This is a genomic window from Streptomyces fractus (assembly GCF_049844455.1).
In the GTDB taxonomy this organism is placed as follows: domain Bacteria; phylum Actinomycetota; class Actinomycetes; order Streptomycetales; family Streptomycetaceae; genus Streptomyces; species Streptomyces fractus.
Window position 1 is genome coordinate 156,119 of sequence record NZ_JBMYHI010000002.1, and the last position, 22,676, is coordinate 178,794.

General features: G+C 72.4%; 20 protein-coding genes. 19 read left to right on the top strand and 1 reads right to left on the bottom strand.

The genetic code is table 11. The annotated features are described in order from the left end of the window. Window positions 1-82 precede the first annotated feature (82 nt). The 11 genes from ACP4E5_RS02795 (at window position 83) to ACP4E5_RS02845 (ending at window position 11,886) form a co-directional block, all read left to right on the top strand. Window positions 83-520: a VOC family protein gene (locus tag ACP4E5_RS02795; protein WP_425825076.1), complete on the top strand. Its 438-nt coding sequence runs from the start codon at window positions 83-85 to the stop codon at window positions 518-520. A gap of 68 nt (window positions 521-588) precedes the next feature. After that, the gene (locus ACP4E5_RS02800; protein WP_425825077.1) at window positions 589-873 is read left to right on the top strand and encodes a cupin domain-containing protein; all 285 of its coding nucleotides are present in this window, start codon (window positions 589-591) and stop codon (window positions 871-873) included. A gap of 141 nt (window positions 874-1,014) precedes the next feature. Next, window positions 1,015-1,545, top strand: coding sequence for a TIGR03086 family metal-binding protein (locus ACP4E5_RS02805; protein WP_425825078.1), 531 nt, complete (start codon window positions 1,015-1,017; stop codon window positions 1,543-1,545). A 159-nt stretch (window positions 1,546-1,704) separates the two neighbouring features. Beyond that, window positions 1,705-3,120 carry a purine-cytosine permease family protein gene (locus ACP4E5_RS02810; protein WP_425825079.1) on the top strand — a complete coding sequence of 472 codons (1,416 nt, stop codon included), beginning with the start codon at window positions 1,705-1,707 and terminating at the stop codon, window positions 3,118-3,120. Between the two features lie 12 nt (window positions 3,121-3,132). After that, window positions 3,133-4,686: a hydantoinase/oxoprolinase N-terminal domain-containing protein gene (locus ACP4E5_RS02815; RefSeq protein ID WP_425825080.1), complete on the top strand. Its 1,554-nt coding sequence runs from the start codon at window positions 3,133-3,135 to the stop codon at window positions 4,684-4,686. A gap of 50 nt (window positions 4,687-4,736) precedes the next feature. Then, window positions 4,737-5,837 (top strand): DUF917 domain-containing protein, encoded by a 1,101-nt coding sequence (locus ACP4E5_RS02820; protein WP_425825081.1) that lies wholly within the window; start codon window positions 4,737-4,739, stop codon window positions 5,835-5,837. Window positions 5,838-5,951: 114 nt separating this feature from the next. Further along, window positions 5,952-7,058, top strand: a complete 1,107-nt coding sequence (locus ACP4E5_RS02825) for a DUF917 domain-containing protein (RefSeq protein WP_425825082.1) — start codon at window positions 5,952-5,954, stop codon at window positions 7,056-7,058. A 107-nt stretch (window positions 7,059-7,165) separates the two neighbouring features. After that, the gene (locus tag ACP4E5_RS02830; RefSeq protein ID WP_425825083.1) at window positions 7,166-8,677 is read left to right on the top strand and encodes a PucR family transcriptional regulator; all 1,512 of its coding nucleotides are present in this window, start codon (window positions 7,166-7,168) and stop codon (window positions 8,675-8,677) included. A gap of 91 nt (window positions 8,678-8,768) precedes the next feature. Further along, complete coding sequence (locus ACP4E5_RS02835; protein WP_425825084.1) at window positions 8,769-9,314, top strand: DinB family protein; 546 nt, start codon at window positions 8,769-8,771, stop codon at window positions 9,312-9,314. Between the two features lie 113 nt (window positions 9,315-9,427). Next, on the top strand, window positions 9,428-10,231 hold the full coding sequence (locus ACP4E5_RS02840; protein WP_425825085.1) for a cyclase family protein: 804 nt from the start codon (window positions 9,428-9,430) through the stop codon (window positions 10,229-10,231). A 2-nt stretch (window positions 10,232-10,233) separates the two neighbouring features. Beyond that, entirely contained in the window at window positions 10,234-11,886 is a 1,653-nt protein-coding gene (locus ACP4E5_RS02845) for a thiamine pyrophosphate-binding protein (protein WP_425841037.1), read from the top strand. Window positions 11,887-12,213: 327 nt separating this feature from the next. Here ACP4E5_RS02845 and ACP4E5_RS02850 read toward each other — a convergent pair whose 3' ends face one another. Continuing rightward, the gene (locus ACP4E5_RS02850; RefSeq protein ID WP_425825086.1) at window positions 12,214-13,107 is read right to left on the bottom strand and encodes a LysR family transcriptional regulator; all 894 of its coding nucleotides are present in this window, start codon (window positions 13,105-13,107) and stop codon (window positions 12,214-12,216) included. A 133-nt stretch (window positions 13,108-13,240) separates the two neighbouring features. Here ACP4E5_RS02850 and ACP4E5_RS02855 point away from each other — a divergent pair, with 133 nt between their 5' ends. From ACP4E5_RS02855 to ACP4E5_RS02890, 8 genes are all read left to right on the top strand, one after another. Then, window positions 13,241-14,479, top strand: coding sequence for an MFS transporter (locus ACP4E5_RS02855; protein ID WP_425825087.1), 1,239 nt, complete (start codon window positions 13,241-13,243; stop codon window positions 14,477-14,479). Window positions 14,480-14,635: 156 nt separating this feature from the next. Then, entirely contained in the window at window positions 14,636-15,658 is a 1,023-nt protein-coding gene (locus ACP4E5_RS02860) for a LacI family DNA-binding transcriptional regulator (RefSeq protein WP_425825088.1), read from the top strand. 103 nt (window positions 15,659-15,761) lie between these two features. Then, window positions 15,762-17,054 (top strand): extracellular solute-binding protein, encoded by a 1,293-nt coding sequence (locus ACP4E5_RS02865; protein ID WP_425825089.1) that lies wholly within the window; start codon window positions 15,762-15,764, stop codon window positions 17,052-17,054. Continuing rightward, window positions 17,051-17,935, top strand: a complete 885-nt coding sequence (locus ACP4E5_RS02870) for a carbohydrate ABC transporter permease (RefSeq protein ID WP_425825090.1) — start codon at window positions 17,051-17,053, stop codon at window positions 17,933-17,935. Before ACP4E5_RS02865 ends, ACP4E5_RS02870 begins: the two co-directional genes overlap by 4 nt. 1 nt (window position 17,936) lies before the next feature. Further along, window positions 17,937-18,776, top strand: a complete 840-nt coding sequence (locus ACP4E5_RS02875) for a carbohydrate ABC transporter permease (RefSeq protein WP_425825091.1) — start codon at window positions 17,937-17,939, stop codon at window positions 18,774-18,776. A gap of 8 nt (window positions 18,777-18,784) precedes the next feature. Continuing rightward, window positions 18,785-19,873: a glycoside hydrolase family 130 protein gene (locus ACP4E5_RS02880; protein ID WP_425825092.1), complete on the top strand. Its 1,089-nt coding sequence runs from the start codon at window positions 18,785-18,787 to the stop codon at window positions 19,871-19,873. Then, window positions 19,870-21,102, top strand: coding sequence for a Gfo/Idh/MocA family protein (locus ACP4E5_RS02885; protein WP_425825093.1), 1,233 nt, complete (start codon window positions 19,870-19,872; stop codon window positions 21,100-21,102). Before ACP4E5_RS02880 ends, ACP4E5_RS02885 begins: the two co-directional genes overlap by 4 nt. After that, window positions 21,099-22,676, top strand: coding sequence for a glycoside hydrolase family 13 protein (locus ACP4E5_RS02890; RefSeq protein ID WP_425825094.1), 1,578 nt, complete (start codon window positions 21,099-21,101; stop codon window positions 22,674-22,676). The genes ACP4E5_RS02885 and ACP4E5_RS02890 overlap by 4 nt, the downstream gene beginning before the upstream one ends.

Here is a 22,676-nt window from a genome sequence, read left to right on the forward strand (position 1 = left end):
CGCACCGCTCCCACGCATACCGGCCCGCCCGCCGGGACAGGGATCACCCGGCCCCAACTCACCGACCGCGCAAGGAGTTCCGATGCCGCTCGCCCCCTTCCACCTCGCCATTCCGGTCGACGACCTCGCGGCCGCCCGCGACTTCTACGGCAAGGTGCTCGGCTTCGCCGAGGGCCGCTCGGACACCCGGTGGATCGACTGGAACTTCGGTGGCCACCAGGTGGTCACCCATCAGGTCGGCGACGGCACACCACGCGCCGAGGACGAGGCCGTGGCGGGCACCAACCCGGTCGACGGGCACGAGGTGCCGGTGCCGCACTTCGGTCTCGTACTGCCGGTGCCCGAGTTCCAGCGCCTCGCGGAACGCCTCACGGCCGCCGGCACGGAGTTCGTGATCGAGCCCTATGTGCGCTTCCAGGGCGAACCGGGCGAGCAGTGGACCATGTTCTTCCTCGACCCGGCGGGCAACGCCCTGGAGTTCAAGGCCTTCGCCGACCTCGAGCAGCTCTTCGCGGTGTGATCCGGTTAGCCTGCCACCTGCGGCGATTCCCGCCGCCACCGTTCCCGTCCGAGGAAAGAGCCGTGAACATGACCACCACCGCCCGCGCCACCGTGCAGCACGAGGACGAGCGCACGCGGATCACCCGCTGGGACTTCGAGCCGGGGCAGAGCACCGGCCGCCACGTGCACGAGTACGACTATGTCGTCGTTCCGGTGACGGACGGGCACACCGATGTCATCACCCCGGACGGCACCGTCACGCGCAATGAGCTCCGCTCGGGCCGCTCCTACGCGCGTTCGGCGGGCAGCGAGCACGAGGTCGTCAACGCGGGCACGGCCCCGCTCGCCTTCGTCGAGGTGGAGCGCAAGTAGCGGGGCCGCGCCCAGGCCTTTCGCCCGACCCCGGCGACTGGCGTCGTCGCGGAGCTCGGCATGCGGGCGCACCGATGAGTTCGGGGGCCCGGCGCGGTCTGCATCAGTAACACCACGGCATGACGTCCGAGGAGGACTTCCGTGATCGACCTGAAGCCGGCCTGCGACCGGATGATCGACGTACTGACCGGCGTGACCGAAGAGCAGCTGTCCTCGCCCACGCCCTGTTCCGAGTACTCCGTCGGCGACCTCGTCACGCACGTCGACGAGGCGGCGCGGGCGTTCACGGGCTTCGCCCGCAAGGAGTCGCCGCTGCCCGCCGGCCCCGGCGACTGGCGGGAGAGCACGGAGAAGAGCGTGCGGGCGCTCGCCGACGCCTGGGACGACCCGGAGGCCTGGCGGGGCGAGACGGACGGGCCGGGGTTCGCGCTGCCGAACGACACGTGGGGCAAGGTCGCGCTCACCGAGATGGTGGTGCACGGCTGGGACCTCGCCAAGGCGACCGGCCAGCCCTTCGACCTGCCGGAGGAGACGCTGCGCGCCTGCCACGCGCACGTCTCCGGCTTCGTGACGGCGGCGCCCCTGCCGGAGCTGTGGGGGCCGCCGGTCGAGACGCCCGACGACGCGCCGCTGATGGACCGCATCGTGGGCTGCACGGGGCGCCGCCCCTGAGCCACCTTTGCTGAGCCAACCTTCTTGAGCCACGGCCCCTGAGTCAGGGCCTCACCGTGCACTCTGCACAGCCACCTCCACGCCACCGGGCACTGCGCCCACCGCACCTGCTCGGCGGCCGCCGTAGCGTGCGGGCAACCGCAGTCGCTTGGAGGTTCGATGGCCGCCGCACGCGCCGTCGGGGTGGACGATCACGCCCTGACCAGAGTGCCCACCACCGCCCGGTACAGCTGGTGGTCCGTAGCCCTCCAGCGGTTTGGGCAGATCTCCGGGCTCAGCCAGTTCGTGCTCGGCGCCACGCTGGGCTTCGGGATGGACTTCTGGACGGCGTTCTGGGCGCTCACGCTCGGCTCGGTGATCGTCGAGGTGCTCTCGATCTTCGTGGGGATCATCGGCGTACGGGAGGGGCTCCCGACATCCGTGCTCGCGCGCTGGACCGGGTTCGGGCGCGTCGGGTCCTCGCTGATCGGGCTCGCCATCGCGCTCAGCCTCATCGGCTGGTTCGGCATCCAGTCGGCGATCTCCGCGGACGCGCTCGCCGGGCTCGTCGGGGTGTTCCCCGCGCCCGTGTGGTCGGTCCTGTTCGGGCTCGGGGTGACGGCCGTCGTGCTGTGGGGCTTCGGCTCCATGAACTGGGCCGCGTATGTCACGGTGCCCGCGTTCCTGCTGCTCGTGGGCTGGTCCACGGTGCACGAGCTGGCCCGCTTCGACATCGGGCACCTGGTCGCCTCCGCGCCGCCCGGCCCGCACCTCTCCCTCGTCCAGGGCACGACGCTCGTGGCCGGCGGCGCGATCGCGGGCGCCATCATCACGCCCGACATGACCCGCTTCAACCGGTCCACCGCCGACGTCGTCAAGCAGACCGTGGTGGGCATCTCGCTCGGTGAGTACGTGGTCGGGCTCGCCGGAGTGCTCCTCGCGCACGCCACCCGGTCCGCGGACGTGACCGCGATCGCGGTGTCCTCGGTGGGCTGGGTCGGCACGCTCGTCGTCATCATGGGCGCGCTGAAGATCAACGACTGGAATCTGTACAGCTCCGGCCTCGGCGTCGTGAACTTCATCGAGTCGGTCTTCGGCCGCAAGGTCAACCGCGCCACCGTCACCGTCCTCCTCGGACTCGTCGGCAGCCTGCTCGCGGCGGCCGGCATCCTGGACCGCTTCGCCGACTTCCTGACGCTGCTCGGCGTCGCCTTCCCGCCCATCGCCGGCGTGATGATCGCCGAGTACTTCGTGGTCAAGCGGTGGCGCGGCGACCTGGAGACCTCGCGGGCCTCGGGCACGCTGCCCATGACCGCCCCGACGTGGGTCCCCGCGACGCTCGTCGTGTGGCTGCTCGCCTTCTGCGTCGGTGAGTTCGTCGACTGGGGCCTGCCCAGTATCAACTCGGTCGTCTTCGCGTTCGTCGCCTACGTCGTCCTCGGCAAGCTCGGCCTGGTGCGCGGCGTCGGTGTGTCCCGCGACACGGGGTCCGGTGCGCCGGTGTCCGATGAGGGCCGGGTCACCGCCACCGGCGACTCCCCCGCCTCCCAGACCACCCCTCACGTCTCCGCCGCCTCCAGCGGCGCCTCCCGCTAAGGAGAGAGTTCCGTGCGTATCGGAATCGATGTCGGCGGCACCAACACCGACGCCGTCCTGCTCGAAGGACCGCGGGTGCTCGCCACCACCAAGTCCGCGACCAGCCAGGACGTCACGTCGGGCATCGTGTCCGCGCTCGAGGCGCTGCGCGCGCAGCACGCCTTCGACCCGGCGGCGGTCGGCGCCGTGATGATCGGCACCACCCACTTCCTCAACGCGCTCGTCGAGGCCCGCGGCCTCGCCCCGACGGCGGCGCTCCGGCTCGGCCTGCCCGCGACGTCCGCGCTGCCCCCGTTCGTGGACTGGCCCGAGCGGCTGACGCGGGCCGTGGCCGGGCGGCCGTATCTCGCGCACGGCGGGCACGAGTTCGACGGGCGGAAGATCGCCGACCTGAACGAGGACGAGCTGCGCCGGCACGCGGCCGACATGGCCGCCCACGGCATCAGGTCGGTGGCGATCTCCTCGGTGTTCTCGCCGGTCAGCGACGAGTTCGAGGTGCGCGCCGCGGAGATCCTGCGGGCCGAGCTGGGCCCGGACGTGGCCCTCTCGCTGTCCCACGAGATCGGACGCATCGGCCTGTTGGAGCGGGAGAACGCGACGGCCGTCAACGCGGCGCTGCGCGAGCTGGCCGCCGGGATCGTCGACGGTCTGGCCGGGGCGGTCGCCGGGTTCGGTATCACCGCCCCGCTGTATCTGAGCCAGAACGACGGCACGCTGATGGACCTGGAGTACGCGCGCCGCTACCCGGTCGCCACGTTCGCCTCGGGCCCGACGAACTCGATGCGCGGCGCCGCGGTGCTGTCCGGGCTCGACACCTGCGCGGTCGTCGATGTCGGCGGCACGACGAGCGATGTCGGTGTGCTCACGCAGGGCTTCCCGCGCGAGGCGGGCACGGCCGTGGACGTGGCGGGGGTGCGCACCAACTTCCGTATGCCGGACGTGCACAGCATCGGCATCGGCGGCGGCTCGCTGGTCGTCGACGACGGCGGCCGGGTCACGGTCGGCCCGCGTTCGGTCGGCTACCGGCTCACCGAGGACGCCCTGGTGTTCGGCGGCTCCACGCTGACGGCCACCGATGTCGCGGTCGCGGCGGGGCTCACCGACATCGGTGACCGCTCGGCCGTCGCCCACCTCGACGCGCGTCTGGTGAAGGAGGCCCTCGACACGATCGCCGCCGACGTGGCGCGCGCGGTCGAGTCCATGCGGACGTCGCCCGAGCCTCTGCCGGTGGTCGCGGTGGGCGGCGGTTCGGTCCTCCTCCCGGACACCCTGCCGGGCTCCGGAACGGTCCACCGGCCCGACCACTTCGCGGTCGCGAACGCGATCGGCGCGGCCATCGCGCAGGTCGGCGGCGAGGTCGACCGGGTCTACGCGATCGACGCGGGGCGCCGCGAGGCGGTGCTCGACGAGGCGCGGCAGGAGGCGGTCGACCGGGCCGTCGCGGCGGGCGCGGAGCCGTCCGGCGTCCGCATCGTCGAGTTCGACGAGGTCCCCGTCCCGTATCTGCCGGGCAACGCCACCCGTATCCGCTGCAAAGCCGTGGGCGACCTGCAACAGGTCGACTGAGGGCCCGAGTCCGAGCCCCGCCCCCACCCACGTAAGGAGAGCACGAGCACATGAGCTGGACCCTGGGCCTCGAACAGCTGGACGACCTGGCGCGCGGCGCCGCGATCCTCGGCACCGGAGGCGGCGGCGACCCCACCATCGGCCGCCTGCTGGTGCGCGAGGCGATGCGCGAGCACGGCCCGGTGACCGTCCTCGACCCGGACGAGGTGGCCGACGACGCGTTCGTCATCCCGGTCGCGAACATGGGCGCGCCCACCGTTATGGTGGAGAAGCTGCCCGGAGCCGACGAGCCGGTGGCCGCGCTGCGCGCCCTGGAGACGTTCACGGGCCGCAAGGCTGACGCGACGATGCCCATCGAGTGCGGCGGCAGCAACTCGCTCATCCCGCTGATCGTCGCGGCCCGCACGGGACTCCCGGTCGTCGACGCGGACGGCATGGGACGCGCCTTCCCCGAACTCCAGATGGAGACCTTCCACGTCTACGGGATCCCGGCCTCGCCCCTCGCGATGGCCGGCGTCCACGGCGAGACCTGCGTCTTCGACACCGGCGAGGACACCAAGCGCCTGGAGGACCTGGCCCGCCGGGTCACGGTCGGGCTCGGCGGTGGCGCCGCGATAGCCGAGTACTCGATGACCGGTGAGCAGCTCAAGCGCACCGCGGTGCCGCGCACCCTGTCGCTCGCGCTGTCGCTCGGCCGGGCGGTCCGTGAGGCGCGCGAGGCCCACCGGGATCCGGTGGAGGCGCTCGGCGAGGCGGTGGCCGGCACGATCTACGGTCACCTGCGCGTCCTGTTCCGCGGCAAGGTGACCGACGTGGAGCGGCGCACGACGGGCGGTTTCGCGCGGGGACGTGCCACGTTCGCGGCGTTCGAGGGCGACTCGGGGCTCGAACTCCGTTTCCAGAACGAGCACTTGGCGGCCGTTCGCGACGGCGAGCCGATCTGTGTGGTCCCTGACCTGGTGTGCGTCCTGGAGGCGGACACGGGCGAACCCATCACCACGGAGGCGCTCCGCTACGGCCAGCGGGTCACGGTGATCGGCATCGCGGCCCCGGCCATCATGCGGACCCCGGAGGCCCTGGAGGTGTTCGGCCCGGGCTGCTTCGGCCTCCCGTACGCGTTCCGTCCGGTGGAGGACCGGCTGGCTGTCTAGGGGGCTGGGACCGGGAGCGGGTCCGCACATTAGGCCCCTGCGGCGATTGAGCAGCGGGGGCCGGGGCAGAGCCCCGCGACGCGGGAACGGGTGCCCGCTGCGAGAATCGGGGGCGTGCCCCGAACGATCACCGCCGTCGACGTCCCCGCCCTGGTCACAGGCGTGAACGTCCTGGGCTGCGGCGGAGGAAGAGACGCGGCGGCGTTCGCGGCGATGCTGCGGCGCTCGCTGGGCGAGGACGGCACGGTCACCTGGCACGAGGCCGGCCCCCATGACGACCCTGTCATCGTCCCGGTGGGCGTCGTCGGCGCGGTGAACGTACTGAGCGAGAAACTGCCGAACGGCCGCGAGTTCCGCGAGGCCGTCGCGGCGGTGACCCGCTGGACGGGCGGCCCGGCCGCGGACGCCCTGATGGCCGTGGAGGCGGGCGGCCCCAACGCCCTCACCGTGCTGCTGGCCGCGCTCGACCTCGGCCTCCCCGTCGTCGACGTCGACCTGATGGGCCGCGCCCTGCCCCGCCTCGACCAGCTCAGCTGGGCGGTGCGGGGCCTCCCGGTCACCCCGTGCGCGCTGGCCGAGCCGGGCGGCCAGATCCTGGTCGTGGACCGTACGGACGCGCGCGGGCTGGAACGCACGGTGCGCGGTTTCCTCGCTGCGGCGGGCGGCTGGGCCGCGCTCGCGCTCGCCCCGGTCCGGCTGAGGGAGGTGCGCGACGCCTGCGTCCACGGCTCCCTCACGAGGGCCCTCGCCCTGGGCCGCGCGCACGGCGAACTGCCGCACCGCCCGGACACGGAAGCCGTGGAGGCCGCGCTCGGCTGCAGGGTGCTCGCGGCGGGCCGGATCGGGGAGGTCGCGCGCAGCGAGGGCCCCGGCTTCGGGCGGGGCAGTGTCACGGTCACGGACGCCGCGTCCGGCGCGGTCGTCCGCCTGGAGACCGAGAACGAGATCCTGCTCGCCCTGCGCGACGGCGAGGTCGCGGCGACCGTCCCCGACGTCATCTGTCTCCTGGACCGCCGCACGGCGGCCCCTGTCGCCATCGACCGGGTGCGCCCCGGTCAGGAGGTCATCGCGGCGACGCTGCCGGGCCCGGGATTCTGGCGGCACCCGGATGTGGAGCCGTATGTGTCGCCGCGGGCGTTCGGCCTGGACGCGGAGGTCGTCGGGTTCGCATCGGGAGTCGAAAGCGGAACCCACCACGATGGCGAGGCGGTCCCCCGATGACCGACGGTGTCCCGAGTGGTGTCCCAAGTGGCGTCTCGGGTGGTGTCACGGGTGGTGACTCGCGCAGTCCCTCTGGCGGCGCCTCGACCGGTGTCGCTCTCTCCGCCATGCTCACCCACCCCACGTGGCACGACGTCACCCTCCTCGCGGGTCCCCGGGACGACCGACCCGTCCAACAGCCCGTAGCCGCACAGGACTTGGCACACCCGCTACCCGCGGAGCCCGCCGGCAGGCTTCTCGTGCTGCTCGGTGGCGCGGACCGCGGCGACTGGCGGCTCGACGCGCTGCTGCGCCGTGCGCACGGCGCGGGTGTCGCGGCGCTGCTGGTTCCGGGGGTGACGGCTCTGCGGATGTCGTCGACGCTGCTCGCCGAGCGGCTGCGGCTGCCCGTCCTCGGCTCCCCCGACCCGCTCGCCGCGTACCTCGCCCTGGAGCGGATGACCGCGGAACCGGGGCTGCTGCGCGCCGAGTCGGCGCTGCGCACCGCGCAGGTGTGTGCCCGCGCGGACGAGACCGTCGACGCGCTGCTCGCCGATCTGGGCGCGCTGCTGCATCGCCCGGTCGCACTGGTCACCGCGGACGCCCGGCACCTGGCGGGCGACCCGGCCACCATTCCGCCCGGCGAACAGGCCACGGTGGCACGCCAGTTGACGGGCCCGCCGCTCCCCCGCCCGCTCGACCTCCCCAGCGGCGCCCACCTCCTCACCCACCCCGTCGGCACCGCACGCACCCGCCCTCGCCTCGCGGTGCGCCTGCCCGCCCGCCTCGCTCCGGAGGCCGACGCGGTGGCCTCCGCCCTGGAGGTCGCGTCGGGGGCGGTACGGGAACGGCTCGCGCTGCGCCGTCTCGATCTGGAGCGCAGCGCCCGCCACCGCACCTCCCTGCTGGGCGAGTTGCTGCGCCCGGCGGGCGGCGAGATCCCGGACGCGGTGCGCCGGCACGCGGTCGAGTTCGGCTGGCGCCTCGACGGCTGGCACACCGGCATCCGCATCGGCACGGGTCCCGACGTGGACGTGGCGGGGCTGCGCGCCGAGGTCACCGACGCGTTCGCGGCGGAGCGGCTCGGCGCGCAGGTCGTCGAGCAGGGCGACGGCTGGTCCGCCTGGACCAGCACCGACCAGGAGCCGTCGACCAGCGACATCGAACGGCACGCCGCCGCCGTGCGCCGCGTGCAGCGCCGCCTGCCCGAGGTGCTGCACGCCTACGTGGGGGTGGGCCGGGCCCACGCGGGTCCCACCGGCATCGCCCGCAGCCTGGGCGAGGCGGCCGACGCGGCGCGTCTGGCGCAGGGCCGGGAGGCGAGCGGCCGCTTCTTCCACGTCGACCGTCTCGGACTCGCCCAGCTCCTCCTCGCCTGGACCCGCACGGACACCTTCCAGCCCGCGGCCCGCTCCCTCCTGGAACCACTGTCCGGGGAGCCCGGCGACCTGGTGCGCACCCTCACCGCGTACCTCGACGCGGAGTCCTCCACGGCCGAGACCGCCGCGATCCTCGGTGTGCACCGCAACACGGTCGCGGCGCGCATCGCCCGCGTACAGCAGCTCCTGAGCGTGGACCTCGCGGATCCGGACGAGCGCCTGGCCCTGCATCTGGCGTGCCGGACGGCCGTGGACGGATGAACCGAGCAAGTAGGACACGATCTGACCTACATGCTGGTTACTGTGACCGAAGCGAACACCGAGCGGGCACTCCCACGCGAGAGGCGACACCATGACCACCAGCGAGTCGACCACCAACACCCCCACCGTCACCGGCGAACGCGCCGACATCCTCGAGGCGTTGGCCAAGCAGCGGCACTTCATGACCTTCCCCGCGCGGGACCTGACGGACGACCAGGCCCGGCAGCGGACGACGGCGAGCGAGCTGTGTCTCGGCGGTCTGATCAAGCACGTCACCGAGGTGGAGCGGGGCTGGGTGGGCTTCATCCTCGAAGGCCCGTCCGCCATGCCGGACTTCACGGCGATGACCGAGGCGGACTTCGCCGCCAGGGCGGACGGCTTCCGGTTGCTGCCCGACGAGACGCTGGACGGTGTGCTGGCCGAGTACGCCAAGACCGCCGCCAGGACCGACGAGCTGGTGGCGACCTTGCCCGATCTGAACCACAGCTGGCCGCTGCCGAAGGCCCCGTGGTTCGAGCCGGGCGCCGAGTGGTCCGTCCGTCGCGTGCTGCTGCACATCGTCGCCGAGACCGCGCAGCACGCGGGCCACGCCGACATCCTCCGCGAGTCCCTGGACGGCTCGAAGAGCATGGGCTGAGGCCCTGCCGTCGGCCGGTCCCGCCGGTGTCACGGGACCGGCCGACGTCGCGCGGTGACTCGGGTGAGGGGGGAGGTATCGCTCCGGCACCCGGAGGATCGATGATGTTCGTCATGACATCACGTCCGCACACCTCCGCCGCCACCGACCTGATCGCCTCGCTCGCCGAGGGTTCGCTCCGCGTGGTCGACCTCACCGCCCCGCTGTCGTCCGGGACACCGATCCTTCCGCTGCCCGAACCGATGCACCCGATCCCCCACTTCGAGCTGGAGCGGCTCAACGACTGGGACGATCCCGGTGAGATCTCCTTCCAGAACCACATCCACACGGGCGAGCACGTGGGCACCCACTTCGACGCCCCGGTGCACTGGTCGTCGGGGCGTGACCTGGAGGACGTGGGCAGTGTGCCGGCGGCGCGGCTCGTGGGGCCCGCCGCGGTGGTGGACAAGTCGGCCGAGTGTGCCAAGGACCCCGACTATCTGCTCGGCCTCGACGAGCTCAAGGCGTGGGAGCGTGAGCACGGCGCGCTGCCCGACGGCGGCTGGCTGGTGTACCGCACCGGTTGGGACACCCGCTCCGACGACCAGGCCGCCTTCCTCAACGCCGACGACAACGGCCCGCACACGCCGGGACTCACCCCGGAGTGCGCCCGCTACCTGGCCGAGGAGACCGGCATCGTGGGCATCGGCGTGGAGACCGTGGGCACGGACGCCGGGCAGGCGTTCCGCTTCGAACCGCCGTTCCCCGTCCACCACTTCATGCTCGGCAACGGTAAGTACGGCGTGACGCAGCTGCGCAACGTCGGCGAGCTTCCGCCGGTCGGCGCGGTGCTCGTCGTCGCGCCGCTGCGCATCGTCGGCGGATCCGGCAGCCCCACGCGCGTCCTGGCGCTGGCGCCCGCCGCGGAGGGCAAGTGAGCATGCTCGTACGGGAAGCCATCGGCCGCGAACTCCACCGGCTCGGTGTGCGCACCGCGTTCGGCGTGGTGGGCAGCGGCAACTTTCATGTCACGGGCGCGCTCGTGGCCGCGGGCGCGCGCTTCGTCGCGGCGCGGCACGAGGGCGGCGCCGCCGTGATGGCGGACGCCCACGCCCGGACCAGCGGCGAGGTCACCGTCCTGACCCTGCACCAGGGCTGCGGCTACACCAACTCCCTGACCGGCGTGGCCGAGGCCGCGAAGAGCCGTACGCCGCTGCTCGTCGTGACGGCGGAGGCCACCGAGCGGACCTCGAACTTCTACGTCGACCAACCGGCTCTCGCCGAGGGCGTCGGGGCGGTCTCGGCCCGGGTCCGCTCCGCGCGCACGGCGCTGGACGACGTCACGCGCGCGTTCCGGCTGTGCGCCGAGGAGCGTCGCACGGTGGTGCTCAACGTCCCCATCGACGTACAGGACGAGGAGCTGCCGGCGGACGCGGTGGCTCCGCGGCGCCGCCCTGCCCCCGGTCTGCCGCGCCCGGCCGCCGCCGACGCCGAGGCCTTCGCCGAGTTGCTGCGCCGCGCCGAGCGCCCGGTGTTCGTGGCCGGTCGCGGTGCCCGCTCCGCCGAGGCCGGCGAGGCGATCGCCGCGCTGGCCGCGCGGACGGGCGCGCTCCTCGCCACGTCGGCGGTGGCGCGCGGGCTCTTCAACGGGCGGCCGGGGCAGGAGTGGTGCCTGGACGTGGCGGGCGGCTTCTCCACACCGCTGGCCGCCGAACTCATCACCGGCGCCGACCTGATCGTCGGCTGGGGCTGCGCCCTGAACATGTGGACCATGCGGCACGGGCGCCTCATCTCGGACACCGCCAAGGTGGTCCAGGTGGACGTCGACCGCGACGCCCTCGGCCGCACGCGCGACATCGACCTGGGGCTGTGGGCCGGTGTCACTGAGACGGCGAACGACGTCACCGCACTCCTCACGGACGCCCCCGCGCCGAACGGGTACCGCACCCCGGACGTCGCCAAGCGGCTCGTTGTGGAGGGCAGTTGGCCCCAGGTCCCGTTCGAGGACGGCACGGGCGACGGCCGCATCGACCCTCGTACACTGACCCGCGCGCTCAACGGCATGCTCCCGGCCGAGCGCACGGTGGCCGTCGACTCGGGCAACTTCATGGGCTACCCGAGCATGTACCTCGACGTGCCCGACCAGTACGGGCTGTGCTTCACGCAGGCGTTCCAGTCGATCGGCCTCGGCCTGTCGACGGCGATCGGCGCGGCGCTCGCCCGGCCCGACCGACTGCCGGTGGCGGCCTGCGGCGACGGCGGATTCCTGATGGGCGTCTCGGAGTTGGAGACGGCCGTACGCCTCGGCCTGCCGCTCCTGGTGGTGGTCTACAACGACGCCATGTACGGGGCCGAGGTCCACCACTTCGGCAATCCGGCCGAGGCGGCGGACCTGTCCACGGTCACGTTCCCCGACACCGACATCGCCTCCCTCGCCCGCGGCCACGGCTGCGCGGCTCTGACGGTGACGTCGCCGGAGGACCTGTCCCCCCTCACCGACTGGCTCGCCGCCCCGGACCGACCGATGGTGATCGACGCCAAGACGACGCGGGACGCGGGCTCTTGGTGGCTACAGGAGGCGTTCGGCCACTGACCGCGCCCGGGCCCGGGCCCGCGGGAGGACAGCAGCGACCCCCGCCGGAAATCGCGAACGAACATCGGCGGGGGCCACCCACGAGAAAGCACGGCTCCCCTTCGCGCGCTTCCTCGTCTGTTCCGTCCAGTGACGCCGCGGGACCGCGGGAGGAAGCCCCAGTCGGCGCACCTCGGACGGAGGACCACAGTCGCGTTGTCGGCGATGCGACTGTGGCGTCTGCAGTCAAGTCGCCCAGGGACCAGGGGCGTTGAAGAGGGTAACCCTCTTCGGCACTTCCAAACGTATGGCACATGCCAGAGGCGTCTCAAGCCCCCGTTTGCGCCTTCATGCGGTGGTGTCGGCCGATTCCCGCAGCAGGTCGGTGAGCGCGCGGGCCGCCGCGCTCCGCGGGCGGTCGGCCGGGGCCGCGAGGTAGAGCGACCAGCCCAGGTCCGCGTCCGTCACCGGCAGGACGGACAGGCCGTGCGCGGTGTCGGCGAGGAAGCGCGGCACCAGCGCGACGCCCAGTCCCGCCCTGACGTAATCGGCGCTGGTGGCGAGGTCCGTGATCTCGATGGTGACGTGGCGCGGGACGCCCGCCGTGGCGAAGGCACGGTCGGCGACGGAGCGGTTGCCGTAGCCGACTGGGCAGTCGATGAACGGCATCCCGGCCAGTTCGCGGATCTCCACTCCGTCGCGCCCGGCGAGCGGGTGCCCGGCCGGTACCACCAGGTCGAGGGTCGAGCCGGCCAGCGGCGTCAGCTCGACCTCGGCCGGACTTGCCCCGGGCAGGGAGACGAGGGCAAGGTCGAGACGGCGTTCGGCGAGCGCGGTCAGATGCCCCTGGGAACCGGTCGGCGCGACGGTGATCTGCACCTGGATGCCCGGATGGCGACGGTGGAACTCGCCCAGCAGGCCCGGCAGATCGATCAGCCTGATCGACGTCAGGGTGCCGAGGCGCAGGGTCCCGCGCAGCGCGCCGCGCACCTCGGCCACCGCGTCGGCGGCGTCGCGCGCGGCGTCCAGGACGATCCGGGCGCGGGGCAGCAGCGCCCGCCCCTCGTCGGTCAGCAGGACCCGCTTGGAGTTGCGGTCGAGCAGCCGCGCGTCCAGTTCGCCCTCCAGCGTTTTGACTGCGGCGGACACCGCGGACTGGACGATGTGCAGACGAGCCGCCGCGCGCGTGAAGTTCTGCTCCTCGGCGACGGCGACGAAGTACTCGAGATGACGTAGTTCCACTCGTCGACTATCGCAGCGACCATCTCGATTCGCGATCGTCACGAGCGCGAAGATTCGTTGGACGTGATGGCTGCGCGCGCGGAGAGTGGGACGTGTCCACCCGCCCCCCTCTAGCCGAACGGACTTCCTCCGCATGGCCACGCCGACACGCGTCCGCACCCCTTCGCACTCCCCCGCCGCGGGTTCGCGCCGCCACGGAATGGGGTTCTGGATCGTGGCGCTCGCCTTCCTCACGTCGATGGCGTTCTCGACGGTGCCGACCCCGCTGTATCCGCTGTACGAGGAGCGGGACGGCTTCTCGACCTTCATGGTCACCGTCGTGTTCGCGGTGTACGCGGTGGGCGTCGTGGTCAGCCTGCTGCTGGCCGGGCACGTGTCGGACTGGGTGGGGCGCAAGAGGATCCTGCTGCCGGCGCTCGGCCTCGAGTTCGTCGCCGCCCTGCTGTTCCTGTCGAGCCCGGCGCTGCCGGTGCTGCTCGTCGCCCGGTTCGTGAGCGGTCTGGGCATCGGCATGCTCAGCGCGACGGCCACCGCCCACCTTGCCGAACTGCACGCCGAGCACCGCCCTGGCGCCTCGTCGGGGCGGTTCGAGACGGTGTCGACGGCCGCGAACATCGGCGGACTCGGTCTCGGCCCGCTGGTCTCCGGGTTCCTCGCGCAGTACGTGACGGCTCCGCTGCGGCTGCCGTATGTCGCGTTCGCCGTGCTCCTCGTGGCCGTGGCGCTCGCCGTGTCGCTCACGCCGGAGACCGTGCGCGAGCTGCCGGTCAGGCCGCGCTACCGGCCGCAGCGGGTGAGCGCCGACCATGGCGACCGGGCCGGGTATGTGGCCGCGGCGGCCGGCGCGTTCGCGTCGTTCGCGGTGTTCGGCCTGTTCTCGTCGATCGCCGCCGGGTTCGTCGCCCACACTCTGCACCACCCGTCGCACCTGCTGGCCGGGGCGATCTCGTTCCTGGTGTTCGGGGGCGCCGCCCTCGCCCAGATCCTGACCAACCGCCTCGCGCCGCGCGCGAAGTCGACGCTCGGGCTGCTCGCGGAGGGCGCGGGCTTCCTCACGCTCGTCGTCGGGATGCACACGGCCGACCTCGCCACATTCCTGGTGGGAGGCGCGGTCGCGGGTGTCGGGGCGGGGCTGCTGTTCAAGGCGGCGGTCGGGGCCGTGGCCGCGATGGCGGCGCCGGCGCGGCGAGGCGAGGCGCTCGCGGGCCTGTTCCTCGTCGCCTACCTGGGGCTGAGCGGGCCGGCCGTCGTACTCGGCGTCGCGACGCTCTCGCTCACGGCGACCGCCGCGATGACCTGGTTCGCCGTGGCACTGTTCGCCCTCCTGGCGACGGTCGCCGTCCTCAACCGCCGCCCTCGCGACGGGCGTTGAGCAACCACCGGACCTCCCCCGACGCTCAGCGACGCAGATCACATCGGGCAACCCCTTGACGCCTCCACGTTCAAACCGGTTTAGTCAACGCCGTTCGGCCCTTCAAACCGGTTTGAACACCCACCCCGGAGGCCTCCAAGAGGAGTTGCGCACGCCATGGCCCGCAAGCCCACCATCGCGGACGTCGCACGCCACGCCGGGGTCTCCCGCGCCACCGTCTCCTTCGCCCTGAACGACCGGCCCGGCATCGCGGAGGACACCAAGGCCCGCGTGCTGGCCGCCGCCGCCGACCTCGGGTGGACACCGAGCCGCCAGGCCCGCGCCCTCTCCCTCGGCAAGGCAGGCGCGTTCGGCCTCGTCCTGACCCGCGAACCGGAACAGATCGGGGCAGACCTCTTCTTCCCGGCGTTCATCGCTGGCGTCGAGTCCGTCATAGGGCAGCGCGGCGACGGCCTGATGGTGCACGTGACCACGCCCGAGCAGGAGCGCTCCGTGTACGAGCGGCTCGCGGCGGAGCGCCAGGTGGACGGCGTACTGCTCACCGACCTGCGGCACGACGACCCGCGCCCGCCGCTGATCCGCCGACTCGGCCTGCCCGCCGTGGTGGTGGGCCAGCCCGAGTGGGGCGGCGGCCTGCCCACGGTCAGCCTGGACGACGAGCCCGCCTACTCCGCCGCGGTCCGCCGCCTCGCCGACCTCGGCCACCGGCGCATCGCGCACGTCGAGGGCCCCCACGAGTTCCGGCACGCGCACCGGCGCCGCCTCGCCTGGGAGCAGGCGCTGCGCGAGCTGGATCTGCCGGTCGGACCGGTGCTGCCCGGCGGGTTCAGCGCCGAGGGCGGCGCGCGCGCCACCCGTGAGCTGCTCGCGCTCGCCACCCCGCCGACCGCGATCGTGTACGGCAACGACCTGGCCGCGATGGCCGGGCTCTCGGTCGCCCAGGAGCTGGGTGTCCCGGTGCCCGAGCAGCTCTCGGTCGTCGGCTACGACGACGCGCCCCTGACCCGGTACAGCTATCCGCCGCTCTCCTCCGCCCGCGCGGACGCCCGCGGTTGGGGCGAGGCCGCGGCCCGCGCCCTGGACGCGGTGCTCGCCGGCGACGAGAGCGCGGCGCACGTGGCGCTGCCGCCCGCCGAGTTCATCCCCCGTGCGTCGATCGGTCCCGCCCCGCGCGACTGAATCCGCACAGCACACCACCAGGGCAACAGACTTCGGCCGCGCCCGCGCGGACCGGGAATTGCGCACGGCGACGAGGCCGCGCGTGAACAGTTCGGAGATCATCATGCTGAGGAGAACGGCGTCCGCGCTGCTCGTGCTCGCACTCGCGGGAACGGCGACAGCCTGCGGCCGGGCCGCCCCCGACGCGACCGTCGCCGCCGGCGCACGCGGACCCATCACGGTCTGGCTGTCCAACAACGCCCAAGAGGTGCAGTGGGGCAAGCGGATGGTGGCCGCGTGGAACAAGAGCCATCCCGATCAGCACGTCACCGCCCAGCAGATCCCCGCGGGCAAGACGTCCGAGGAGGCCATCAGCGCCTCGATCATCGCGGGCACGACGGCCTGCCTGGCCTTCAACACCTCGCCCGCGGCGGTGCCGACGTTCCAGAAGCAGAACGGGCTCGTGCCGCTGGACGACTTCCCCGGCGGCACCTCGTACATCACGAAGCGCAGCGGCGGCCTCGCCGACCAGTACAAGTCGCCGGACGGGAAGTTCTACCAGCTGCCCTGGAAGAGCAACCCGGTGATGATCCTCTACAACAAGAAGCTGTTCAAGAAGGCCGGCCTCGACCCGGAGCACCCGAAGCTGGCCACGTACAAGGAGTTCCTTCGGACTTCCCGCACGCTGGTGCACAGCGGCGCCGCGAAGGCCGCGATCTGGCCGTCGCCGTCGAGTGACTTCTTCCAGCCCTGGTACGACTTCTATCCCGGGTTCGCCGCGCAGAGCGGCGGCAAGCAGCTGATCGAGCACGGCAAGCCGCAGTTCGACTCGCCCGCGGGCCGCCAGGTCGCCGCGTTCTGGCGCAAGCTCTACGCGGAGAAGCTCGCGCCGCAGGAGGCGTATCCGGGCGACTCGCTGAACGACGGGAAGGCCGCGATGGCCACCGTCGGGCCGTGGGCGGTCTCGGCGTACAAGAACAGCGTGGACATCGGTGTCGCGCCGGTGCCGACCGCCGACGGCGGCACGGGCGAGCACTCGTTCAGCGACGAGAAGTCGGTGGCGATGTTCAGCGCGTGCAAGAACCGGGGTACCGCCTGGGACCTGCTGAAGTTCGCGACGTCGAGCACGCAGGACGGCAAGTTCCTCGAGACGACCGGCCAGATGCCGATGCGCGAGGACCTGACGAAGCGCTACGCCGACTACTTCGCCGCGCACCCCACGTACAAGGCCTTCGCCGACCAGGCGGAGCGCGTCGTCGAGGTGCCGAACGTGCCGGGTTCGGTCGACATCTGGCAGGCATTCCGCGACGAATGGACGAAGTCGGTCATCTTCGGCCGTGAGTCCACGCGTGCGGGCCTGCGCAACGCCTCGTCCCAGATCACCGACCTGCTGAACGAGTACGGAGACCCGTCATGAGCGTCCCCACCGACCGCGCCCGGTCACGCGTCGGCACGCTGTTCATATCGCCGTACGTCCTGTTCATCCTGGTCGTCTTCGCGATCCCGCTGGTCTACACGGTGTGGATGTCGTTCCACCGGTTCTACTTCACGGCTCCCGGCACGGACGTGGACTCTCCGTGGGTGGGCCTGTCGAACTACAAGGACGTCTTCACCGACCCGGTGGTCGGCCAGGCGTTCTTGAACATCCTGATCTTCCTGGTCATCAACGTGCCGCTGACCGTGGGCCTCTCGCTGGTCCTGGCCGCCGCGCTGAACGCGAAGATCCGGGGGCGGGCGTTCTTCCGCGCCGCGTTCTACCTCCCGTACGTGACCGCGAGCGTCGCGCTCGTCGCCGTGTGGCAGTTCCTCTTCGGCCAGGACGGCTTCGTCAACCATCTGCTCGGCTCGCACGCGCCGGATCCGTCGTGGCTGGTCAACTCGCATCTCGCGATGCCGATGATCGCCGTGTTCGTGACCTGGAAGCAGCTCGGCTTCTTCGTGATGCTCTACCTGGCCGCGCTCCAGAACGTCGGCAAGGAGCTGTACGAGGCGTCCGCCATGGACGGCGCGGGCAAGGTGCGGCAGTTCTTCTCGGTGACCGTGCCGGGCGTGCGTCCCGCGACGACGCTCGTCGTCATCTACGCGATCATCACCGGCGCCAACATGTTCAGCGAGCCCTACCTGCTGACCGGGGGCGGCGGCCCGGACCACGCGTCCACGTCGCCGGTGCTGCTCATGTACCAGAAGGGCATCGAGCAGGGTCACCCCGATGTCGCGGCGGCGCTCGGTGTCGTCCTCATCGCCTTCGTCATGGTCGTCTCGCTCGCCGCCCGCAAGCTCACCGAGAAGGGCAACTGACATGAGTGCCACGAGCCGCTTGGGCAGAAGGGCCCTGCGCTACGTACCGCTGTCGATCGGCGCGGTCGCCTTCCTCTTCCCCTTCTACTACATGGTCGTGGGCTCGCTGCGGAAGGTCACGGCCGGCGATCTGTCGGCGGCCGTCCCCTCCGGCCTCACCGGCGCCAACTACACGGCGATCAACAGCACGATCTCGCTGGCCCGTTCGCTCCTCAACTCCGGGATCATGACGATCGGCGTCCTGGTCTGCACGCTGGTCTTCGGTGTGCTCGCCGGGTACGCGCTCGCGGTGCTGAAGTTCCGTGGCAAGGGCGCGGTGTTCGGCGCGCTGCTGCTGGTGCAGATGATCCCGTTCCAGCTGCTGACGCTGCCGCTGTACGTGCTCGTGGTCCGCGACTACGGGCTCGGCGACAACTACCTCGGCATGATCCTGCCGTTCGCGATCAACTCGACGGCCGTCTTCCTGTTCCGGCAGTTCTTCTCGCAGATGCCGCAGTCCCTGTTCGAGGCGGCGCGCATCGACGGCGCGAGCGAGCTGCGGATCCTGTGGAAGATCGCGCTGCCGATGGCCAAGCCGGCCATCCTGACCGCGCTGCTCCTGACGTTCATCGGGCCGTGGAACGAGTTCCTGTGGCCGTTCCTCGTCACGAAGAACGCCGACATGCAGCCGCTCGCCGTCTCCCTGGCGAGCTTCCTCTCCAACCTTCAGGGCACGGTCGCCAACCCGGCCGGTGCCCTGCTGGCCGGCGCGTGTGTGCTGGCCGTCCCCGCGGTGGTCCTGTTCCTCGTGTTCCAGCGCCACTTCACCTCCACCGACATCGACTCCGCTACCAAGGGCTGAATCCGCACATGAGCAACAGCAACGAGACCCCCGCCATCCCGTACCGCATGGTGCGCAAGGGCGTCGTCATGTCCCCCCTGGCCGGCGAGGCGAACGAGGTCGAGGGCGTCCTGAACCCGGCCGCGGGCCGCACCCCCGACGGCACGCTGCACCTCCTTCCCCGCCTGGTCGCGGAGGGCAATGTCTCCCGCGTGGGCCTCGCCGAGGTCACCTTCGACGAGCAGGGCGTCCCGAACGGCGTCGAGCGTCGCGGCGTCGTCCTCTCCCCCGACGAGGGCTGGGAGCGCGGCAAGAACAACGCCGGCGTCGAGGACCCCCGCATCACCTGGGTCCCCTCGCTCGGCCAGCACGTCATGTCCTACGTCGCCTACGGCCCGCTCGGCCCGAAGCCGGCGCTCGCCGTGTCCGAGAACCTCACCGACTGGACGCGCCTCGGCCCGATCCAGTTCGCGTACCAGGCCGACCTGGACACGGACCTCAACCTCTTCCCGAACAAGGACGTCGTCCACTTCCCCGAGCCGGTCCCGGCCCCCGACGGCGAGCTGTCGTACGCGATGCTGCACCGCCCGATGTGGGACCTCGGCTGGTTCCGCGAGGGCGAGGGCGTGCACCTTCCCGCCGGTGTCACCGACGAGCGGCCCGGCATCTGGATCTCCTATGTGCCGGTGAAGGAGGTCGAGGCCGACATCCGCGCCCTCGTCCGCCCGCGTCAGCACACGCTCGTCGCGCTCTCCGAGTACGAGTGGGAGTCGCTGAAGATCGGCGGCGGCCCGGCCCCGATCCGGGTGCCCGAGGGCTGGCTGCTCATCCACCACGGCGTGTCCGGCACCATCGAGGACCCGTGGGCGCAGAACCAGAAGGTGTCGTACGCGGCGGGCGCGATGATCCTCGACCCGGCCGACCCCTCGAAGATCCTCGCCCGCTCGGACGCGCCGCTGATGGCGCCGGAGACGGAGGAGGAGGTCTCCGGCACGGTGCCGAACGTCGTCTTCCCGACGGCGATCGAGGAGATCGACGGCGAGCTGTACGTCTTCTACGGCATGGCCGACGCGCACATCGGCGTGGCCCTCCTGGAGCGCACGGAGCACACCGCATGACCGCGGGCGCCCCGCAGGAGCCTCTCGGCATCGGTCTGGTCGGCTGCGGCGGCTTCGCCGAGTTCGTCCTGGACGCGGTCGCCGGGCTGCCGGGCCTGCGCCTGGCGGCGGTCGCCGATCCCTCGCGCGAGCGGGCCGCCGCGCTCGCCGAGCGGCACGGTGTCCCGGCGCTCGGCTCGCTCGTCGAGCTGCTCGAGCGGGACGACGTGGCGGCGGTGCTGATCGCCACGCCGCCCGCCACGCATGCCGCGATGGCCACCGAGGCGCTGCGTGCGGGGCGCCATGTCTTCTGCGAGAAGCCCCTCGCCACCACGACCGAGGACGCGGCTGCGGTCGCCGAGGAGGCGCGCCGCGCGGGCCGCGTCCTGGTCGTGGACCATGTGCTGCGCTACAACCCGCTGCTGCGGGCGGTCCAGCGGCTCACGGAGCGGGAACTGCTCGCGCCGGTCCGCCGGTTCCTGTTCGAGAACGACGCCGCCGACGAGGACCTGGGCCCCGACCACTGGTTCTGGGACCCGGCGCACTCCGGTGGCATCTTCGTCGAGCACGGCGTGCACTTCTTCGACGCGGCGCGGACGCTGCTCGGCTCGGACCCGGTGAGCGTGCGGGCCACGGCGGTGGCCAGGCCCGGCGGCCCGGTCGACATGGTGAGCGCGGATGTCGTGCACCCCGGCGGCGTACTCGCCTCGCACCTGCACTCCTTCACCCACGCGCACCGCGCCGAGCGCCAACTCATGCGCCTGGACCACGGTTTCGAGGAGACGCGGATCAGCGGCTGGATCCCGGCGTACGCGGAGATCTCGGCGTGGACCGACGATGCGGGCGTCCGCGAATGGGAGCAACTGCCGCCCCAGCTCGGCCCGTTGCTGTCGGTCGACGGCTTCCGGCCGCACGGCGACGAGCGGCTCACGGTCCGCGTCGAGCGCGACGCGGGACCGGCCGCCCCCGCCCGCGGGCGCGGTGAGCGCCGCAGCGCGCCGCACCGGGTGCACGCCGTCATCGACCTCGGCGGCGAGGCCCGCAAGCCGTACGTGTACGCGCAGAGCGTGCGCGCCGCGATGGCCGACCTCGTACGGGCGGTGCGCGAGGGCACCCCTCCGGCGGCGGACGCCCTCAGTGGTTTCGCCGCGGTGGCGGTCGCCGAGGCGGCCACGGTCGCCGCCGCGACGGGCCGCGAACAGCCGGTACTCCCCACCTTCCGGTGGGCTTCGGAAGGGTCCTTCGCATGAGCTGGTGGCAGGACATGGTCTGCTACGAGGTGTATCCGCGGGCGTTCGCCGACTCGGACGGCGACGGGGTCGGGGACCTGCCCGGGCTGACCGAGCGCCTCGAACACATCAAGGACCTGGGCGCGGACGCGGTGTGGTGCACGCCGTTCTATCCGTCGCCGCTGGCCGACGGCGGCTACGACATCGCCGACTACACGGGCGTCGCCCCGGACCTGGGCACGGTCGCCGACGTCGACGAACTCACCGCACGGGCCCATGAATTGGACCTGAAGTTCATCGTCGACCTCGTCCCGAACCACACCTCCGACCGGCACCCCTGGTTCCTGGAGGCGCTGGCCGCGGGGCCCGGTTCGGCGGAGCGGGAGAGGTATCTGTTCCGGCCGGGCCGGGGCGTTGAGGGTGAACTGCCGCCCAACGACTGGCAGTCGGCGTTCGGCGGGCCCGCCTGGACACGGGTCGCGGACGGCGAGTGGTACTGCCACCTGCACGCCGCCGAGCAGCCCGACCTCAACTGGCGCGACCCGAAGGTGCGCGACGCCTTCGCGGACGTGCTGCGGTACTGGCTCGACCGGGGCGTCGACGGCTTCCGGGTGGACGTGGCGCACGCCCTGTTCAAGGCGGAGCGGCTGCCCGACGCGGGTCCCGGCCAGCACGCCGACCCGCTGCGCAACCACCTCATGCCGTATTACGACCAGGAGGAGCTGCACCCGCTCTACCGTGAGTGGCGCGCCCTGCTCGACACGCATCCCGCGCCGGCGGGCGCGGTGGAGCCCGAGGACCGCGTCATGGTCGCGGAGTCGGCGGTCTTCGACCCGGAGCGCCTGAGCCGCTACATCCGCCCGGACGAGATGCACCAGGCGTTCAACTTCGCCTTCCTGGAGGCCTCTTGGGACGCGAAGGAACTGCGCGACGTCATCGACGGTTCGTTCGCGGTACCCGGCTCCGCGGTGACCTGGCTGCTCTCCAGCCATGACGCGCCGCGGCCCGCCACCCGGCACGGTTCCCTGGCACGCGCCCGTGCCGCCGCGCTGCTGATGCTGGCGCTGCCCGGGTCCGCGTACCTCTACCAGGGCGAGGAACTGGGTCTTCCGCAGGCGTTCGTGCCCGACGACCGCATCCTCGACCCGCTGTGGGAACGCTCCGGGCACACCGAGCGAGGCCGTGACGGGGCGCGCGTCCCGCTGCCCTGGTCCGGCACGGCGGCGCCGTACGGCTTCAGCAGCGCGGCGCCCGGGGCGACCTGGCTGCCCCAGCCCGACGACTGGGCGCCGCTGACGGTGGCCGCGCAGCAGGCGGACCCGGGTTCGACGCTGGCCCTGTACCGGCGGGCGCTGCGGCTGCGCCGCATCCACCCGGCGCCGGACCCGGCGGCGCCCCCGCAGTGGCTCTCCGCGCCCGGCACACCCCATCTCGCGTTCCGCCGTGGGAACTTGGTGTGCGTGGTGAACCTGGCCGAGGCCCCGCTCCCCCTCTCCACCCTCGGCCTGACCACCCCTCCGCTCCTCACGAGCGGCCCCCTCGCGGCGGGCGCGCTGCCGCGTGACACGGCCGCGTGGCTGGTGTCCCCGGCCTGA

What these genes read in the sequence shown, in the direction of transcription:
- ACP4E5_RS02795 (WP_425825076.1), top strand. Translation starts at nt 83, where the DNA reads ATGCCGCTCGCCCCCTTCCACCTCGCCATTCCGGTCGACGACCTCGCG.
- ACP4E5_RS02800 (WP_425825077.1), top strand. Translation starts at nt 589, where the DNA reads ATGACCACCACCGCCCGCGCCACCGTGCAGCACGAGGACGAGCGCACG.
- ACP4E5_RS02810 (WP_425825079.1), top strand. Translation starts at nt 1,705, where the DNA reads ATGGCCGCCGCACGCGCCGTCGGGGTGGACGATCACGCCCTGACCAGA.
- ACP4E5_RS02820 (WP_425825081.1), top strand. Translation starts at nt 4,737, where the DNA reads ATGAGCTGGACCCTGGGCCTCGAACAGCTGGACGACCTGGCGCGCGGC.
- ACP4E5_RS02830 (WP_425825083.1), top strand. Translation starts at nt 7,166, where the DNA reads ATGCTCACCCACCCCACGTGGCACGACGTCACCCTCCTCGCGGGTCCC.
- ACP4E5_RS02835 (WP_425825084.1), top strand. Translation starts at nt 8,769, where the DNA reads ATGACCACCAGCGAGTCGACCACCAACACCCCCACCGTCACCGGCGAA.
- ACP4E5_RS02840 (WP_425825085.1), top strand. Translation starts at nt 9,428, where the DNA reads ATGACATCACGTCCGCACACCTCCGCCGCCACCGACCTGATCGCCTCG.
- ACP4E5_RS02845 (WP_425841037.1), top strand. Translation starts at nt 10,234, where the DNA reads ATGCTCGTACGGGAAGCCATCGGCCGCGAACTCCACCGGCTCGGTGTG.
- ACP4E5_RS02855 (WP_425825087.1), top strand. Translation starts at nt 13,241, where the DNA reads ATGGCCACGCCGACACGCGTCCGCACCCCTTCGCACTCCCCCGCCGCG.
- ACP4E5_RS02860 (WP_425825088.1), top strand. Translation starts at nt 14,636, where the DNA reads ATGGCCCGCAAGCCCACCATCGCGGACGTCGCACGCCACGCCGGGGTC.
- ACP4E5_RS02865 (WP_425825089.1), top strand. Translation starts at nt 15,762, where the DNA reads ATGCTGAGGAGAACGGCGTCCGCGCTGCTCGTGCTCGCACTCGCGGGA.
- ACP4E5_RS02870 (WP_425825090.1), top strand. Translation starts at nt 17,051, where the DNA reads ATGAGCGTCCCCACCGACCGCGCCCGGTCACGCGTCGGCACGCTGTTC.
- ACP4E5_RS02875 (WP_425825091.1), top strand. Translation starts at nt 17,937, where the DNA reads ATGAGTGCCACGAGCCGCTTGGGCAGAAGGGCCCTGCGCTACGTACCG.
- ACP4E5_RS02880 (WP_425825092.1), top strand. Translation starts at nt 18,785, where the DNA reads ATGAGCAACAGCAACGAGACCCCCGCCATCCCGTACCGCATGGTGCGC.
- ACP4E5_RS02885 (WP_425825093.1), top strand. Translation starts at nt 19,870, where the DNA reads ATGACCGCGGGCGCCCCGCAGGAGCCTCTCGGCATCGGTCTGGTCGGC.
- ACP4E5_RS02890 (WP_425825094.1), top strand. Translation starts at nt 21,099, where the DNA reads ATGAGCTGGTGGCAGGACATGGTCTGCTACGAGGTGTATCCGCGGGCG.